At 70.5% G+C, this 14,680-nt stretch carries 12 protein-coding genes; 10 read left to right on the top strand and 2 right to left on the bottom strand.

Going from position 1 to position 14,680, the window contains the following annotated elements; genetic code table 11:
* Nucleotides 1-60 precede the first annotated feature (60 nt).
* Together ACWHMB_RS16725 and ACWHMB_RS16730 are read left to right on the top strand one after the other, a co-directional pair.
* Nucleotides 61-2,745: a bifunctional acetate--CoA ligase family protein/GNAT family N-acetyltransferase gene (locus ACWHMB_RS16725; RefSeq protein ID WP_377479516.1), complete on the top strand. Its 2,685-nt coding sequence runs from the start codon at nt 61-63 to the stop codon at nt 2,743-2,745.
* A 71-nt stretch (nt 2,746-2,816) separates the two neighbouring features.
* On the top strand, nt 2,817-4,052 hold the full coding sequence (locus tag ACWHMB_RS16730) for a lytic murein transglycosylase (RefSeq protein ID WP_377479514.1): 1,236 nt from the start codon (nt 2,817-2,819) through the stop codon (nt 4,050-4,052).
* Between the two features lie 143 nt (nt 4,053-4,195).
* Here the strand turns inward: ACWHMB_RS16730 and ACWHMB_RS16735 are convergent, their stop codons facing one another.
* Nucleotides 4,196-5,143 (bottom strand): COX15/CtaA family protein, encoded by a 948-nt coding sequence (locus ACWHMB_RS16735; RefSeq protein ID WP_447648594.1) that lies wholly within the window; start codon nt 5,141-5,143, stop codon nt 4,196-4,198.
* Between the two features lie 151 nt (nt 5,144-5,294).
* Between ACWHMB_RS16735 and ACWHMB_RS16740 the strand changes: the two genes are divergently transcribed.
* From ACWHMB_RS16740 to ACWHMB_RS16775, 8 genes are read left to right on the top strand one after another with little or no spacing between them, the layout of a single operon-like run.
* Nucleotides 5,295-5,462, top strand: coding sequence for a hypothetical protein (locus tag ACWHMB_RS16740; protein ID WP_293221780.1), 168 nt, complete (start codon nt 5,295-5,297; stop codon nt 5,460-5,462).
* A 40-nt stretch (nt 5,463-5,502) separates the two neighbouring features.
* Nucleotides 5,503-6,045 (top strand): cytochrome C oxidase subunit II, encoded by a 543-nt coding sequence (locus ACWHMB_RS16745; protein ID WP_293221778.1) that lies wholly within the window; start codon nt 5,503-5,505, stop codon nt 6,043-6,045.
* A gap of 10 nt (nt 6,046-6,055) precedes the next feature.
* Complete coding sequence (locus tag ACWHMB_RS16750; RefSeq protein ID WP_293221776.1) at nt 6,056-7,756, top strand: cbb3-type cytochrome c oxidase subunit I; 1,701 nt, start codon at nt 6,056-6,058, stop codon at nt 7,754-7,756.
* Nucleotides 7,757-7,810: 54 nt separating this feature from the next.
* Nucleotides 7,811-8,710, top strand: a complete 900-nt coding sequence (locus ACWHMB_RS16755) for an SCO family protein (RefSeq protein WP_293221774.1) — start codon at nt 7,811-7,813, stop codon at nt 8,708-8,710.
* Nucleotides 8,707-10,278, top strand: a complete 1,572-nt coding sequence (locus ACWHMB_RS16760) for a hydrogenase iron-sulfur subunit (protein WP_377479507.1) — start codon at nt 8,707-8,709, stop codon at nt 10,276-10,278. Before ACWHMB_RS16755 ends, ACWHMB_RS16760 begins: the two co-directional genes overlap by 4 nt.
* Nucleotides 10,275-10,811 (top strand): hypothetical protein, encoded by a 537-nt coding sequence (locus ACWHMB_RS16765; RefSeq protein ID WP_293221770.1) that lies wholly within the window; start codon nt 10,275-10,277, stop codon nt 10,809-10,811. Before ACWHMB_RS16760 ends, ACWHMB_RS16765 begins: the two co-directional genes overlap by 4 nt.
* A complete protein-coding gene (locus ACWHMB_RS16770) occupies nt 10,808-12,235 on the top strand; it encodes a cbb3-type cytochrome c oxidase subunit I (protein WP_377479504.1) in 1,428 nt (475 codons plus the stop codon). Before ACWHMB_RS16765 ends, ACWHMB_RS16770 begins: the two co-directional genes overlap by 4 nt.
* The gene (locus ACWHMB_RS16775; RefSeq protein WP_377479501.1) at nt 12,232-14,145 is read left to right on the top strand and encodes a cytochrome b N-terminal domain-containing protein; all 1,914 of its coding nucleotides are present in this window, start codon (nt 12,232-12,234) and stop codon (nt 14,143-14,145) included. The genes ACWHMB_RS16770 and ACWHMB_RS16775 overlap by 4 nt, the downstream gene beginning before the upstream one ends.
* A 41-nt stretch (nt 14,146-14,186) precedes the next feature.
* Here the strand turns inward: ACWHMB_RS16775 and ACWHMB_RS16780 are convergent, their stop codons facing one another.
* Nucleotides 14,187-14,636, bottom strand: a complete 450-nt coding sequence (locus tag ACWHMB_RS16780; RefSeq protein WP_293225244.1) for a phasin family protein — start codon at nt 14,634-14,636, stop codon at nt 14,187-14,189.
* Nucleotides 14,637-14,680 lie beyond the last annotated feature (44 nt).

A 14,680-nucleotide genomic window follows, 5' to 3' on the forward strand; every position in this document is an offset into this window, starting at 1 on the left:
GTCCTTGACCTGGCGCAGTTTCGCTGCCGGTGCGGGCGGTCACGACAACAAGGTTCATCCATGAGCATCCGCAACCTCGATTCCCTGTTCGACCCGCGCTCGGTGGCCGTCATCGGCGCGTCCGAGCGGCCGTTTTCGGTCGGCGCGACGCTGTGGCGCAACATGCGCGCCAGCGGCTTCCAGGGCGCGGTGTGGCCGGTCAACCCCAAGTACACCGAGCTGTCGGGCACGCGCTGCTACGCCCGCGTGGCCGAGCTGCCGGCGACGCCCGAGCTGGCCGTGATCTGCACGCCGCCAGCCACCGTGCTCGATCTGGTGCGCCAGCTGGCGCAGGCCGGCACGCGGGCGGTGGTGCTGATCAGCGCCGGCCTCACGCCCGAGCTGAAGCAGGCCGTGCTGGACGCCGCGCGCCCCACGCTGATGCGCATCCTGGGGCCCAACTGCATCGGCCTGCTGGCGCCGCACGCGCACCTGAACGCCAGCTTCGCCCACGTGGCGGCGCGGCCGGGCCACCTGGCGTTCGTCTCGCAGTCGGGCGCGCTGGTCACTGCCATGCTCGACTGGGCCGAGGCGCGCCACATCGGCTTTTCGCACTTCGTGTCGCTGGGCGAGCACGCCGACGTCGACTTCGGCGACATGCTGGACTACCTGGCCAGCGATGGCCACACGCGCGCCATCCTGCTGTACGTCGAGTCGATCGAGCACGCGCGCAAGTTCATGTCGGCCGCGCGCGCGGCGGCGCGCAACAAGCCGGTGATCGTGCTCAAGGCCGGGCGCAGCGCGCAGGGGCAGAAGGCCGCCGCCTCTCACACCGGCGCGCTGGCCGGCGCCGACGCGGTGTACGACGCCGCCATCGCGCGCGCCGGCATGCTGCGCGTGGACAGCCTGGAGCAGCTGTTCCTGGCGGCCGAGATCCTGACGCGCTTCAAGGGGCCGATCGGCGAGCGCGTCACCATCCTGACCAACGGCGGCGGCGCCGGCGTGCTGGCGGCCGACGCCGCCGCCGCCCGCCGCGTGCCGCTGGCCGCGCTGGACGAGGCGCTGCGCGGCGCGCTGGACGCCGTGCTGCCGCCCAACTGGTCGCACGGCAACCCGGTGGACATCATCGGCGACGCGCCGGTGGCGCGCTACGTCGACACGCTGCACGCGCTGGCGCGCCACCCGCACACGGCCGGCACGCTGCTGTTCATCCACTCGCCCACCGCCATCGTGCCGGCCACCGACATCGCGCGCGCGCTGGTGCCCGTCGTGCGGCCCGAGCGCGGCCGCGCGCTGCCGCTCGTCGCCTGCTGGATGGGCGGGCCCGCCGTGGCCGAGGCGCGCGCGCTGTTCACCCAGGCCGGCATCGCCAGCTACGAGATGCCCGAGCAGGCCGTGGCCGCCATCGGCATGCTGCAGGCCTACCGCTGCAACCAGGCCGAGCTGAGCGAGGCCGCGCCCGCCGGCCCGGCGCCCGGCCCCGGCGCGCCGCGGCTGGCGCAGGTGCGCCCGCTGATCGAGCAGGTGCTGGCCGAGGGCCGCGAGCTGCTGACCGAGCCCGAGGCCAAGGCCGTGTGCGCGGCCTACGGCATTCCGGTGGCGGTCACGAGCAGCGTGGCGGCCGACGCCGAGGCGGCGGCGGCCGAGGCCACGCGCATCGGCTTTCCAGTGGTGCTCAAGATCTTGTCGCGCGACATCACGCACAAGTCCGACGTCGGCGGCGTGGTGCTGAACCTGCAGGACGCGGCCGACGTGCGCGCGGCCGCGCAGGCCATGCTGGCGCGCATCGGCAAGAGCCACCCGCGGGAGCGGCTGGACGGCTTCAGCGTGCAGTCCATGGTGCGCAAGCCGCAGGCGCAGGAGCTGATCGTCGGCGCCAGCGTCGACCCCACCTTCGGCCCGGTCGTGCTGTTCGGCCAGGGCGGCACGGCGGTCGAGGTGCTCAAGGACAGCGCCATGGCGCTGCCGCCGCTGAACGACCCGCTGGCGCGCGCGCTGATCGCCCGCACCCGCGTGGCGCGCCTGCTGGCCGGCTGGCGCGACGTGCCGCCGGCCGACCTGGACGCCGTCGTCCACACCCTGATGGCGGTGTCGCAGCTGCTGGCCGAGCTGCCCGAGCTGGCCGAGCTGGACATCAACCCGCTGCTGGTCGACCACGCCGGCGCGGTGGCGCTGGACGCCCGTGTGCGCGTGCGCCGCCCGCCCGGCGCCGGCGCGGCACGCTTTGCCATCGCGCCCTACCCGGCCGCGCTGGCCGAGACGCTGGACTGGCACGGCCAGCGGCTGACGCTGCGCCCGATCCGCCCCGAGGACGAGGCGCAGCACCGCGCCTTCCTGGACAGCCTGGACCCCGAGGACGTGCGCCTGCGCGTGTTCTACAGCCGCCGCGCCCTGGCGCGCAGCGAGCTGGCGCGGCTGGTGCAGATCGACTACACGCGCGAGATGGCCTTCATCGCCACCGTCGACGGCGAGGGCGGCGCGCCGCGCACCTTGGGCGTGGCGCGCTCGATCGCCGACCCGGACAACGTCGAGGCCGAGTTCGGCATCATCCTGCGCCACGAGATGAAGGGCGCGGGCCTGGGCCACCTGCTGATGGACAAGCTGATCGCCTACCAGCGCGCCGCCGGCACCACGCGCCTGTTCGCCATCGTGCTGACCGAGAACCGGCGCATGCTGGAGCTGGGGCGCCAGCTGGGCTTTGCCGACCTGCCCATGGCCGAAGACCCGTCCACGCGCCGCCTGGTGCTGGCGCTGCAGGCGACTTGATGGTCCAGGTTTTACAAGCTTTTTCAGGCCCTGGCGCTTATCTGACAAGCGCGATCAGCTATCATTTTTGAATGATTTTGCATCATCGCCTCCTGCGCCTCGCTTGGGCCCTGGCCGCCGGCCTGGGCTTCGCCCTGCCCGCCGCGGCGCAAGACGCCACCCCCAGCGCCGACCCGGCCGAATTCAGCGCCTGCCTGGCCCGCCTGAAGGGCACGGCGGCCTTCAGCGCCGTCAGCGGCGCGACCTACGCGCAGGCCACCACGGGCCTGGCGCCCGACCCCTCGGTGCTGGTGCTGCTCAATCGCCAGCCCGAGTTCACCACCCCGGTGTGGGACTACCTGGCCATGCTGGACGACGCCGAGCGCGTGCAGGACGGCCGCGCGGCCTTTGCCAAGTGGCAGGGCACGCTGCAGAAAATAGAGCAGCAGACGGGCGTGCCGGCCGCCATCGTCACCGGCGTGTGGGGCGTGGAGAGCAACTTCGGCCAGAACCTGGGCGGGCGCCCGCTGGTGCAGTCGCTGGCCACGCTGTCGTGCTTCGGCCGCCGGCAAAGCTACTTTCGCGGCGAGTTCGCCGCCGCGCTGCGCATCCTGCAGGAAGGCCACATCCCGGCCGACAAGCTGACCGGCTCCTGGGCCGGCGCCTTCGGGCAGACGCAGTTCATGCCCAGCACCTTCTTCGCCAACGCGGTCGACTTCGACGGCGACGGCCGGCGCGACATCGTGGACAGCGTGCCCGACGCGCTGGCGTCCACCGCCAAATTCCTGCAAAACGCCGGCTGGCGGCCCGGCCAGCCCTGGGGCTTCGAGGTGCGGCTGCCCCAGGGCTTCGACACCTCGGGCGCCAGTCGCAAGGCCAAGCAGCCCATCGCCGCCTGGCGCCGCGCCGGCCTGACGCTGGCGAGCGGCCAGCCGCTGCCCGACGACTTGCCCAGCGCCGGCCTGATGATTCCGGCCGCCGGCGGGCCCGCCTTCTTGGTCGGCCGCAACTTCGACGCGCTGTATCGCTACAACGCGAGCGAAAACTACGCCCTGGCCATTGCCCACCTGGCCGACCTGATCGCCGACCCGGCGGCACCGATCGCCTTCGTCACGCCCTGGCCCACCGACGACCCCGGCCTGTCGCGCGCCGAAAACCGCGAGCTGCAAACCCTGCTGCTGGCACGCGGCCACGACATCGGCAGCGCCGACGGCCTGATCGGTGCCAAGACGCGCGAGGCCATCCAGGCCGAGCAGCAGCGCCTGGGCATGAAGGCCGATGGGCGCGCGGGGCAGAAGCTGCTGGCGGCGCTGCGAAGGCGTGAATGAATCCAGAGCGCCCGAAAGGATCGCCAAAACGCGTCCGATCAAGGCGCAAAGCGCAGGCGTAACTCGGGCTACGGCGAGCATTTGCAACGCCGAGCGGGCGGGTTTTGGCGGTCAAGGCAGGCGGGCGGAATTCGTTCACGCCTTCATAGCCAGCGCGCCAACGCCGCCAGCGCGATAGCCGCCAGCTGGTTGTGCGCCAGCGTCAGGCTGAAGGCAAAGCCGGCGCCCACCATCACTGGCCCCAGCACGGCCAGCGCCAGCAGCGCCGCCGCCAGCACGCCGGCGCCCCAGGCATCGATGCGGCGCAGGCGCCAGGCCAGCGGCAGCGCCAGCAGCAGCACCGCGCCGGTCGCCACCCGGTGCAGCCACTGCACCGGCGCGCCCGCCGCCGAGCCGGGCAGGCGCCAGGGGTCCAGCGCGGCCCACCCCTGGCCGGCCGCCGCGCGCCAGCAGTCGGCCAGGCCGTCGCAACTCAGGATCGAGCCCGTGGTGCTGGCCAGCCCGCCCAGCACGATCTGCGCCAGCAGCGCCACCGCCGCCGCCCACAGCCAAGCGCGCACGACGGGCGTAACGGCCCAGCGGCGCGGCGCCGCCAGCCGCACGCTGAGCGCCAGCATGGCAAAGCCGCCCAGCAGATTGCCCAGCGCCACCGCCGGCAGTGCCGAGCGCGCCGACCAGGGCCCCAGCGCGGCCAGGAACAGGGTGACGGCCAGCAGCGCCCACCACTCGGCACGCGCGCGCCGTGCATGCCGGCACGCCGCGCCCATGACCAGGATCAAGAACAGGGTGGCCACCGCCAGCACGCGATGCGCCGAGCGCACCGCATCGAGCGTGGTGCTGGCCGGCGCCTGCGCCGCCTCGTCGCCGGCGGCCGGCGGCGCCAGCAGGGCCTGCTGCGCCGCGCCGTAGCAGGCCGGCCAGGGCGCGCAGCCGATGCCGGCCTTGGCCAGCCGCAGGCTGGCGCTCAGGCTGGTGATGGCCAGCACCAGCGCGGCGCACAGCCAGGCCAGGCGGCGCAGCCAACGCAGGGACGGGTTGGCGCCGGCCACGATGCCGGGTGTTGCAGGAGACCGGATGCGTGCCGTCGTCATGGGGGGCGATCGTAGTGCCCGGACTTGACGTGCGGCAAGCATGGCTTGCATATGTTTGTTCCAAGTCAAATCCATACCGACCACCGAACTCCAGAATCCATCGACCAACGTCCGCCGCGCGGGGCTGCGGACGGGCTTGCAGGAGGCAAGGATGGACCCCAACCACGACGACCTGAACGATCCCAACGCGCCCATTCCCTGGGTGCAGCAGCTGCTGGACAGCCCTTTCATCCTGCTGTTCCTGGGCGTGCTGATCCCCATGCTGGTCTACAACCTGTGGGGCGTGGTCGAAATCATGATGCTGCCCCTGGCCAAGTAGGCCGGCGCGCGATCGTCCTTCCAACAAGAGGTTCAACACCATGAGCGCCATCCTGCCGCCGTCGGAACGGCTTTGGTACAAGCATCCCATCGACCGGGTCGAGGGCACGTGGATCGTGCTGTCGCTGACCTGGTGCCTGATCATGTTCGTCATGATGGTCGGCTGGCACGTCTGGGGCAACCAGAACCTGTCGACCGAGACCTACCGCACCACGCCCGAGAAGTTCATGACCGCGGCGCAGGCCATGGTCGACAAGTACACGGTGCGCACCGAGGGCGAGCAAAAGACCCCGGTGGTGGCCCCGCCGCCCGGCGCCGACGTGTACATGCTGGGCCGGCTGTGGAACTTCTGGCCCATCCTGGAGCTGAAGAAGGGCGAGAAGTACCGCCTGCACCTGACGGCCATGGACTACAACCACGGCTTCTCGCTGCAGCCGCAGAACATCAACATCCAGATGGTGCCCGGCTTCGAGCACGTGCTGACCATCACCCCCAACCAATCGGGCCAGATCTCGATCGTGTGCAACGAGTTCTGTGGCATTGGCCACCACACCATGGTGGGCCGGATGTACATCAAAGACTGAGGGACGCACCATGGGACAAGCCACCACCTACCGCACCTGCCCGCGATCGGGCCTGCAATTCGAGGCGCAGGCCGAGAAGCTGATCATCTGGAACGCCGTTGCCGGCGTGCTGTTTCTGGCCTTCGGCGGCCTGCTGGCCATCGGCGTGGTGCTCACGCGCTGGCCGGCGGTGCACTGGCTCGAGGCCGACACCTTCTACATGGTGCTGACGGCCCACGGGCTGGACATGCTGATCTTCTGGCTGATCTTCTTCGAGATCGCCATCCTGTATTTTTGCGCCTCCACCCTGCTGCGCTGCCGCATCGCCACGCCCAGGATCGCCTGGCTGGCCTTCGCGCTGATGGTGATCGGCTCGGTCGGCAACAACATCGTCGTCTTCCAGGGCAGCTCCAGCGTCATGATGACCAGCTACGTGCCGATGATGGCCTCGTCCTGGTTCTACCTGACGATCATCCTGTTCGCGGTCGGCGCGCTGATCGGCTGCGGCGTGTTCTTCGGCACCCTGGTCGTCGCCAAGCGCGACCGCACCTACCAGGGCTCGGTGCCGCTGGTCACCATGGGCGCCATCACGGCGGCCATCATCGCCGTGTTCACGCTGCTGTCGGGCGCCATCATTCTGGTGCCCACCTGGCTGATGTCGATCGGCCTGCTCAAGCAGGTCGACCCGCTGGCCTACCGCACCATCTGGTGGGCGCTGGGCCACTCGTCCCAGCAGATCAACGTGGCGGCGCACATCTCGGTGTGGTACCTGGTGGCGGCCGTGGTCTTCGGCGCCAAGCCCATGAGCGAGCGCGTCAGCCGCACGGCCTTCCTGCTCTACATCCTGTTTTTGCAACTGGCCAGCGCGCACCACCTGCTGGCCGACCCGGGCCTGTCCACGCCCTGGAAGATCGTCAACACCAGCTACTTCATGTACTTCGCGGTGCTGGCCTCGATGCTGCACGGCCTGACGGTGCCCGGCGCGATGGAAGTGGCGCAGCGCGAAAAGGGCTTCACCAAGGGCCTGTTCGAGTGGCTGCGCAAGGCGCCCTGGGGCAACCCCACGTTCTCGGGCGTGTTCATCTCGATCATCGGCTTCGGCTTCCTGGGCGGCATCTCGGGCGTGATGATGGGCACCGAGCAGCTCAACATGATCATCCACAACACGATCTACGTGCCGGGGCACTTCCACGCCACCGTCGTCGTGGGCACCACGCTCACCTTCATGGCGCTGACCTACTACCTGATCCCGGTGCTGTTCAAGCGCGAGATGATCGCGCCCACGCTGGCCAAGTGGCAGCCGTACATCTTCGGCTTCTCGATGTACTTCTTCTGCCTGGTGATGATGGGCGCCGGCACCCTGGGCGTGTCGCGCCGCCACTGGGACATGGCCTTTTCCGGCAACCCGCTGGCCTACGAATGGCCGGGCGCGGCCTATCTGATGATGGGCCTGGTCGGCATCGGTGGCGTGGCGGCGATTGTCGGCGGCGCGATCTATATCTACGTCACGGTCGGCTCGCTGATCTGGGGCAAGCGCCTGGATCGCGGCACCGAGCGCGCCACCTTCACGCCGATCCCGCGCACCGCCCCCACCGTGGTGGCGCAAACGGCGGGCTCGGCCGGCTTTGCCGCGCCCGGCACCTTCGTGCTGGCCATGGTGTTCCTGGTGGCCTTCGTGCTGTACTACTTCATCAACTGGAAGTACCTGTCCACCCTGTGGGGCCTGAGCTGAAGCCGGGCCATTGACCGCCGCGGCGTCCGTGGCGCGGCGGTCTGGAGTTTGAACGTGGTTCTGAAAGCGGTGATTCGGTCGGCCCGGCGCGCGCAACGCATGCTGGGGCCGCTGGCGGCGGCAGCCCTGCTGGGCGCCGCCGGATGGGCGCAGGCGCAGGATGCCGTGACCAGCACCGTGCCGCGCCTGGACGAGGCGGCCGCCCTGGCCGCCGGCCAGGCGGTCATCGGCAGCACCCCATCCGATTTCACCTTTCTCGACCGCCAGGGCAAGCCGGTGCGCCTGTCGCAGTACCGCGGCAAGCCGCTGCTGGTGAGCTTCATCTACACCGGCTGCTTCGAGATCTGCCCCGCCACCACACGCAACCTGCACGAGGCCGTCAAGGGCCTCGACAAACTGCTCAGCCCCAACCAGTTCAACGTCGTCAGCATCGGCTTCAACCAGCCGGCCGATTCGCCGGTGGCGCTGCGCTCGTTCGCCACCCAGTACGGCATCAAGTACCCCAACTGGGAATTTCTCAGCCCGCACGCCAAGATCGTGGAGCCGCTCACGCGCGCCTTCGGCTTCAGCTACCTGGCCACGCCGGCCGGGTTCGACCACGTGCTGGGCGTCACCGTGCTCGACGCCGACGGCAAGATCGCCACCCAGGTGTGGGGCGACAAGCTGACGGCGCAGCAGCTGGGCGAGCCGCTGCGCCAGCTGCTTGGGCGCGCGCCCGTCACCCAGCGCGAGACCCTGTCCGGCCTGCTGGAGCGCGTGCGCATCCTGTGCACCGTGTACGACCCCGAGACCGGCAGCTACCGCTTCAAGTACGCGCTGGTGATGGAGCTGGTGGGCGGCGCGGTGTTCTTCCTGTGGATGATCGGCTACGGCGTGGCCGAGTGGCGCCGCTCGCGCCGCGCGCGCCGGCAGGCCCGCTCCCTGGCCGTGCGGCCGCAGGAGGCGTTGCATTGACGGCCGCCACGGCCCCGCTCGCCTCCGCGCCGCGCCTGCAGCTGCTCACGGCCTGGCGGGCGCTGGAGCGCGGCGTCGACCGGCTCACCGGCCCGGCGCTGAACCCGCTGCACCATCTGGGCAGCCTGGGCTTTCTGTGCTTCTGGAGCCTGGCGGCCAGCGGCATCTACCTGTACGCCGTCATCGACACCTCGGCCAGCGGCGCGCACGCGTCGATCGAGCGCCTGGCCGCCTGGCCCTGGTTCTACGGCGGCTGGCTGCGCAGCGTGCACCGCTACGCCGCCGACGCCCTGGTGGTACTGATGGGCCTGCATGCGCTGCGCGAATGGCTGCACGGGCGCTTTGCCGGCCACCACGGCTTCAGCTGGCTGACCGGCGTGCCGCTGGTCGTGTTTGCCTTCACGTGCGCCATCGGCGGCTTCTGGCTCAACTGGGACGCGCTGGGCCAGTATTCGGCCCTGGCCACGGCCGAATGGCTGGACGCGCTGCCCTGGCTGGGCGCGCCGCTGGCACGCAACTTTCTCAGCGCCGACGCCGTCGGCGACCGGCTGTTCTCCCTGTTCGTGTTCGTGCACCTGGGCGTGGCCCTGCTGATGACCTTCGGGCTGTGGTTTCACATCCAGCGCCTGCCGCGCGCGCGCGTGGTGCCCCCGCGGCCCATGGCGGCGGCCCTGATCGCCATGTTCCTGGGCCTGGCCGCCCTGGCGCCTATCACCAGCGGCCCGGCGGCCGACGTGGCGCAGGTGCCGGCGGCGCTGGCGCTGGACTGGCTGCTGCTCTTTCTGCATCCCCTGGCGGGCGCCGTGTCGAACACCGGGGCCTGGGTGCTGGTGGTCGGAGCGCTGTCTGTGCTGCTGCTGTTGCCCGCCTGGCCACGGGCCACGCCGGGGGCGCCGGTGGCCGTCGTCGATCCGGCGCACTGCAGCGGCTGCCGCCGCTGCGTGGACGACTGCCCCTACGCCGCCATCACCATGGTGGCGCACCCTCATTTTGCGTTGGGCAAGCCGGGGCACGCGCTGGCCCAGGTCGATGCCGAGCGCTGCGCCAGCTGCGGCATCTGCGCCGGCGCCTGCCCCTCGTCCACGCCGTTTCGCAGCCTGGCGCAGCTGGTCACCGGCATCGACCTGCCCCAGCTGCCCGTGCACCGCCTGCGCCAGCAGTTGCGCACGGGCCTGCAGGCCAGCGGCGCCACGCGCCCCATCGTCGCCTTCGCCTGCGGCCAGGCGCCGCGCGCGCCGGCCCTGCAGGCGCACGACGTGGTGCGGATCGAGCTGGCGTGTGCCGGCCAGCTGCCGCCCGCGTTCATCGAATACGCGCTGCGCGACGGCGCTGCTGGCGTGCTGATCCAGGGCTGCACGCCGGGCGAATGCGCGTTCCGCGACGGCCCGCAGCTGCTGCGCGAGCGCATGCATGGCCAGCGCGAGCCGCACCTGCGGCCTTCGGTGCCGCGCCAGCGCTGGGCGCAGGTCGACGGCGCGGACCTGCGCGATGCGCTGGATCGCCTGCGCGGTGCGGCGACCACGCACGGCGCCCCCCCTTCACCCTCCACCCTCGAGGTGCTGTCATGAATGCCTCTGCCGCCACGGCGACGCGGCGCCCCGTCACGGTCGGTGCCTGGCTGGGCCAGGCCGTGCTGTACGCGCTGTTCGCCGTCTTCATCGGCGTGTTCTCGCACTGGCCGGTGTATCACCCGCTGCCGCCGGGCGATGCGCTGATCAAGATCAGCTTCACCCACACCGGCAAGCCGGTGGGCGACTGCCGCCCGCTGACCGAGGAAGAAAAAGCCAAGCTGCCGCCGCAGATGCGGCCCAAGCAAATCTGCCCGCGCGAGCGCTCGCCCGTCAGCATCGAGGTGGACATCAACGGCCAGCGGGTGCTGCAGCGCACCGCCGAGCCCAGTGGCCTGAAGCGCGACGGCAGCTCGGCCGTGTACCAGCGCCTGCAGGTGCCGGCGGGCGAACAAAAGATCGCCGTGCGCATGAAGGACGACGTGCGCGCCGCCGGCTTCACGGCGCAGCGCGAAGCCACGATCACGCTCAAGCCATCGCAGGTCCTGGTGATCGACTACAACGCCGAGAAGGGCGGCATCGTTTTCCAATGAACACGCTCTCCCACCCCGCCCTCGGCCCGGCGTCGCTGTTCGGCCACGCCGCGCTCACCCCCAGCGCCTACGCGCTGCCCCAACCCACCACCGCGCAGCGCGCCCTGGCGCGCGCCTGGCTGGCGCTGGGCCTGGCCGCGCTGGCGGGCTCGGGGCTTTATTCGGTCTTGCTGGTGCTGGCGCGCACGCCGGGGCTGAACCAGTGGTTTCCGGTGGCCGACTTCTTCCGCGTGGCGCTGGTGGTGCACGTGGACCTGTCGGTTCTGGTGTGGTTTGCCGCCATGGCCGGCATGCTGTGGAGCCTGAACGGCACCGAGCGCGCCCTGGGTTGGAGCTGGGCCGCGCTGGGCCTGTGCGGCAGCGGTACGGCGCTGATGGCGGCGGGCGCCTTCATCCGCCCGGGCGAGGCCATCATGGCCAACTACATTCCGGTGCTGCACGGGCCGCTGTTCCTGGCCGGCCTGGCGATCTTCGGCCTGGGCCTGGGCGTGCAGGTGCTGCGCAGCCTGCTGGCCGCCCCGCGCCTGGGCGGCGTGATTGACGGCGAGCGCGCGCTGCGCTTCGGCCTGACGGCCAGCGTCATCTGCGTGGCCGTGGCCCTGCTGGCCTTCGCCTGGTCGCTGTGGGACGTGCCGACGCAGCTGGATCTGCGCACCTATTACGAAATCCTGTTCTGGGGCGGCGGCCACGCGCTGCAGTTCGCCTGGACGCTGCTGATGCTGGTGGTGTGGCTGTGGCTGGCACAGGCCTGCGGCGGGCGATTGTTCCTGAGCCCGCGCATCGCGCTGCTGCTGCTCATGCTGGCGCTCGTCAGCGTGTTCGTCACGCCCTACGCCTACGTGGCCCACAGCGCCATCAGCGTGGAAAACCGCCAGCTGCACACTTGGGCCATGCGCGTGGGCGGCGGCCTGGCCATCTTCCCCATCGCGCTGGCCGTGGTGCTGGCGCTGGCGCCGCTGCGCCGCCTGCGCGACGAGCAAAAGCCGCTGTGGGGCGCGCTGGTCACGTCGATGCTGCTGTTTGCCTGCGGCGGCGTGATCGGCATGCTGATCAGCGGCAGCAACGTCAAGATTCCGGCGCACTACCACGGCTGCATCGTGGGCGTGACGCTGGCGCTGATGGGCATCGTCTACCACCTGCTGCCCACGCTGGGCTATGGCCGCCCACGCGGGCGCATGGCGCGCTGGCAGCCCTGGGTGTACGGGCTGGGACAGTTGATGCACATCACCGGCCTGGTGTGGTCGGGCGGCTACGGCGTGCAGCGCAAGGTGGCCGGCAGCGAGCAGGTGCTGCGCAGCGCGGGCGAGGTGGCCGGCATGGGCCTGATGGGCCTGGGCGGGCTGCTGGCCGTGGTCGGCGGCCTGCTGTTCGTGATCGTGGTGCTGCGCGCCATGCGCGCCGGCGCGCGGGAGGTGGCGGCATGATCGGCGCATTGCAGGCGCTGATGCGCTGGGGCTTCATGCGGGTGGAGGCGCTGTTCAACCGCGCCTTCGGCGACCGCCTGAACCCCTACTACCACCTGGGCTCGCTCACCTTCTTCCTGTTCTGGATCGTCGCCGGCACGGGCCTTTACCTGTTCGCCTTCTTCGACACCAGCGTGACGGGGGCCTTCCAGTCGGTGGAAGGCCTGACGCACCGGCAGTGGTTCATCGGCGGCATCGTGCGCAGCGTGCACCGCTATGCGTCCGACGCCATGGTGGTGACCATGGTGATCCACATGCTGCGCTACTTCGCGTTCGATCGCCTGCGCGGCTTTCGCTGGGTGTCGTGGGTCACGGGCGTGGTGCTGATCTGGCTGGTGTACGTCGCCGGCGCCAACGGCTACATGCTGCCCTGGGACCAGCTGGCGCAGTACGTCACCACGGCCAGCTTCGAATGGCTGGACTGGATCCCCATGTTCCGCGGCTCGCTGATCCGCAACTTCATCTATGACAGCACGGTGAGCGACCGGCTGTTCTCGCTGCTGGTGTTCATCCACATCGGCGTGCCGCTGGTCACCCTGCTCCTGATGTGGGTGCACGTGCAGCGCGTGCCCAAGGCAACCATGCAGCCGCCCAGGCCGATTGCCATCGCTGCCGGCGTGATGCTGGTGGTGCTGGCGCTGGTGCAGCCCGTGCTCAGCCAGGGCGGGCCGGCGCACATGGCCGTCGTGCCCAACGAGCTGAAGCTCGACTGGCTGCTGCTGGGCCTGTATCCGCTGGTCCACATTTGGGGGCCGGCCTGGACCTGGGCGCTGGTGCTGGCCGTGTCGGGCCTGCTGTTCGTGCAGCCCTGGCTGGTGTGGCGCCGCAAGGGCGCCGCCGCGCGCACGCTGAACATCACCGTGCACCCCGACGCGCGCCACGTGGCGGCGCGCCGGGGCGAAACCATTCTGGAGGCCGGCCTGCGCGCCGAGCTGCCGCTGCAGTACGACTGCCGCGCCGGCGGCTGCGGGCTGTGCGTGTGCACGGTGCTCAACGGCACCTTCGACCACGGCCCCTACCAGCCGGCCACGCTCACCGCCGCCATGCGCGAGCGCGGCCAGGCGCTGATGTGCTGCGCCGTGCCACTGGAAGACCTGGAGATCGACGTCGAGACACTGGAGCCTTTGACCAAGCACGAGTTCGACGCCACCGTGGTGGGCATGGAGCGCCTGGCGCCCGAGGTGATCCGCCTGCTGCTGCAGCCGCCGGCCGACCTCAAGCTGGACTTCATTGCCGGCCAGTACCTGAACGTGATCCTGGAGGACGGCGAGCGCCGCGCCTTCTCGTTTGCCAACCCGCCGATGCAGCGTCCGCTGATCGACCTGCACGTGCGCCGCATTCCGGGCGGACGCTTCACCGGCCACGTGTTCGACGGCATGAAGGTGGGCGACACGCTGCGCCTGGAAGGGCCGCTGGGGCGCTTCACGCTGCGCGAGGGCGAGCGGCCCATCATCTTCCTGGCCGGAGCCACGGGTTTTGCACCGGTCAAGAGCATCATCGAGGACGCCTTTGCCCGCGGCATCACGCGGCCCATGCGCCTGTACTGGGGCGTGCGCCAGGTGTCCGACCTGTACATGCGCGAGCTGGCCGAGACCTGGCAGCGCGAGCACGCCAATTTCCGCTTTGTTCCGGTGCTGTCGGACGGTGCGCCCGGCGACGGCTGGGAGGGCCGGCGCGGCCTGGTGCACCAGGCGGTGCTGGAGGATTTTCCGGACATGCGCGGGCAGGAGCTCTACGCCTGCGGCTCGACCATGATGGTGCAGACCGCGGTGCCGGAGTTCCTGTCGCACGGGCTGGAAGAAGGCGCCTGCTTCTCGGACGCCTTCGTCCTCAACACGCCCAAGCCGGCCGAGCCAGCCGCGCTGGCATAGGTCGCCGTCGGCCGGCGGCGACCCGCGCGGCAGCGAACGGACTACTTGTCGCCGGTCTTCATCATGTCCTTGAGGTGGGCCATGTTGTCCTGCATGCGCTGCTGCACCAGCTTCCAGGTGTCGGCGCGGGTCTTCACCTCCAGCGCCATCAGCTCGCGAAAGTCCTTCATCGCCTTGTTCATGCTGCGCTGCATGGCGGCGCTCTGCTTGGCCAGGGCGTCCTTGTCCATCGACTGCTTCATCTGCGCCTGCCACTCGGCCATGTTCTCGCGCAGGATTTCATTGCGCCGCTCGGCCAGCGCGCGCATGCCCTCGTAGGCCTGGCGGTTGGCCTCGCCCAGCGCCTCGAACTCCTTGCGCTGCCAGTCGACGAAGGCCTTGACGTCGACCGCAGGCACCTTCATCTGCTTGAGCATTTGCGTGAGGTCGCCCAGGTCGGGCATGCCGGCGCCGGCGGCGGTGGAAGACGACTTCTTGGATGCAGTTGCCATGACGAAGCTCCTGGGGTGGTTGAAAAAACGCTCGGATTTGCGTG

It is taken from the genome of Ottowia pentelensis (assembly GCF_964341695.1).

Bases quoted from the DNA above. Each gene is read 5' to 3' on its own strand.
- ACWHMB_RS16725 (WP_377479516.1), top strand. From the start codon at position 61: ATGAGCATCCGCAACCTCGATTCCCTGTTCGACCCGCGCTCGGTGGCC.
- ACWHMB_RS16730 (WP_377479514.1), top strand. From the start codon at position 2,817: ATGATTTTGCATCATCGCCTCCTGCGCCTCGCTTGGGCCCTGGCCGCC.
- ACWHMB_RS16735 (WP_447648594.1), bottom strand. From the start codon at position 5,143: ATGACGACGGCACGCATCCGGTCTCCTGCAACACCCGGCATCGTGGCC.
- ACWHMB_RS16740 (WP_293221780.1), top strand. From the start codon at position 5,295: ATGGACCCCAACCACGACGACCTGAACGATCCCAACGCGCCCATTCCC.
- ACWHMB_RS16745 (WP_293221778.1), top strand. From the start codon at position 5,503: ATGAGCGCCATCCTGCCGCCGTCGGAACGGCTTTGGTACAAGCATCCC.
- ACWHMB_RS16750 (WP_293221776.1), top strand. From the start codon at position 6,056: ATGGGACAAGCCACCACCTACCGCACCTGCCCGCGATCGGGCCTGCAA.
- ACWHMB_RS16765 (WP_293221770.1), top strand. From the start codon at position 10,275: ATGAATGCCTCTGCCGCCACGGCGACGCGGCGCCCCGTCACGGTCGGT.
- ACWHMB_RS16770 (WP_377479504.1), top strand. From the start codon at position 10,808: ATGAACACGCTCTCCCACCCCGCCCTCGGCCCGGCGTCGCTGTTCGGC.
- ACWHMB_RS16775 (WP_377479501.1), top strand. From the start codon at position 12,232: ATGATCGGCGCATTGCAGGCGCTGATGCGCTGGGGCTTCATGCGGGTG.
- ACWHMB_RS16780 (WP_293225244.1), bottom strand. From the start codon at position 14,636: ATGGCAACTGCATCCAAGAAGTCGTCTTCCACCGCCGCCGGCGCCGGC.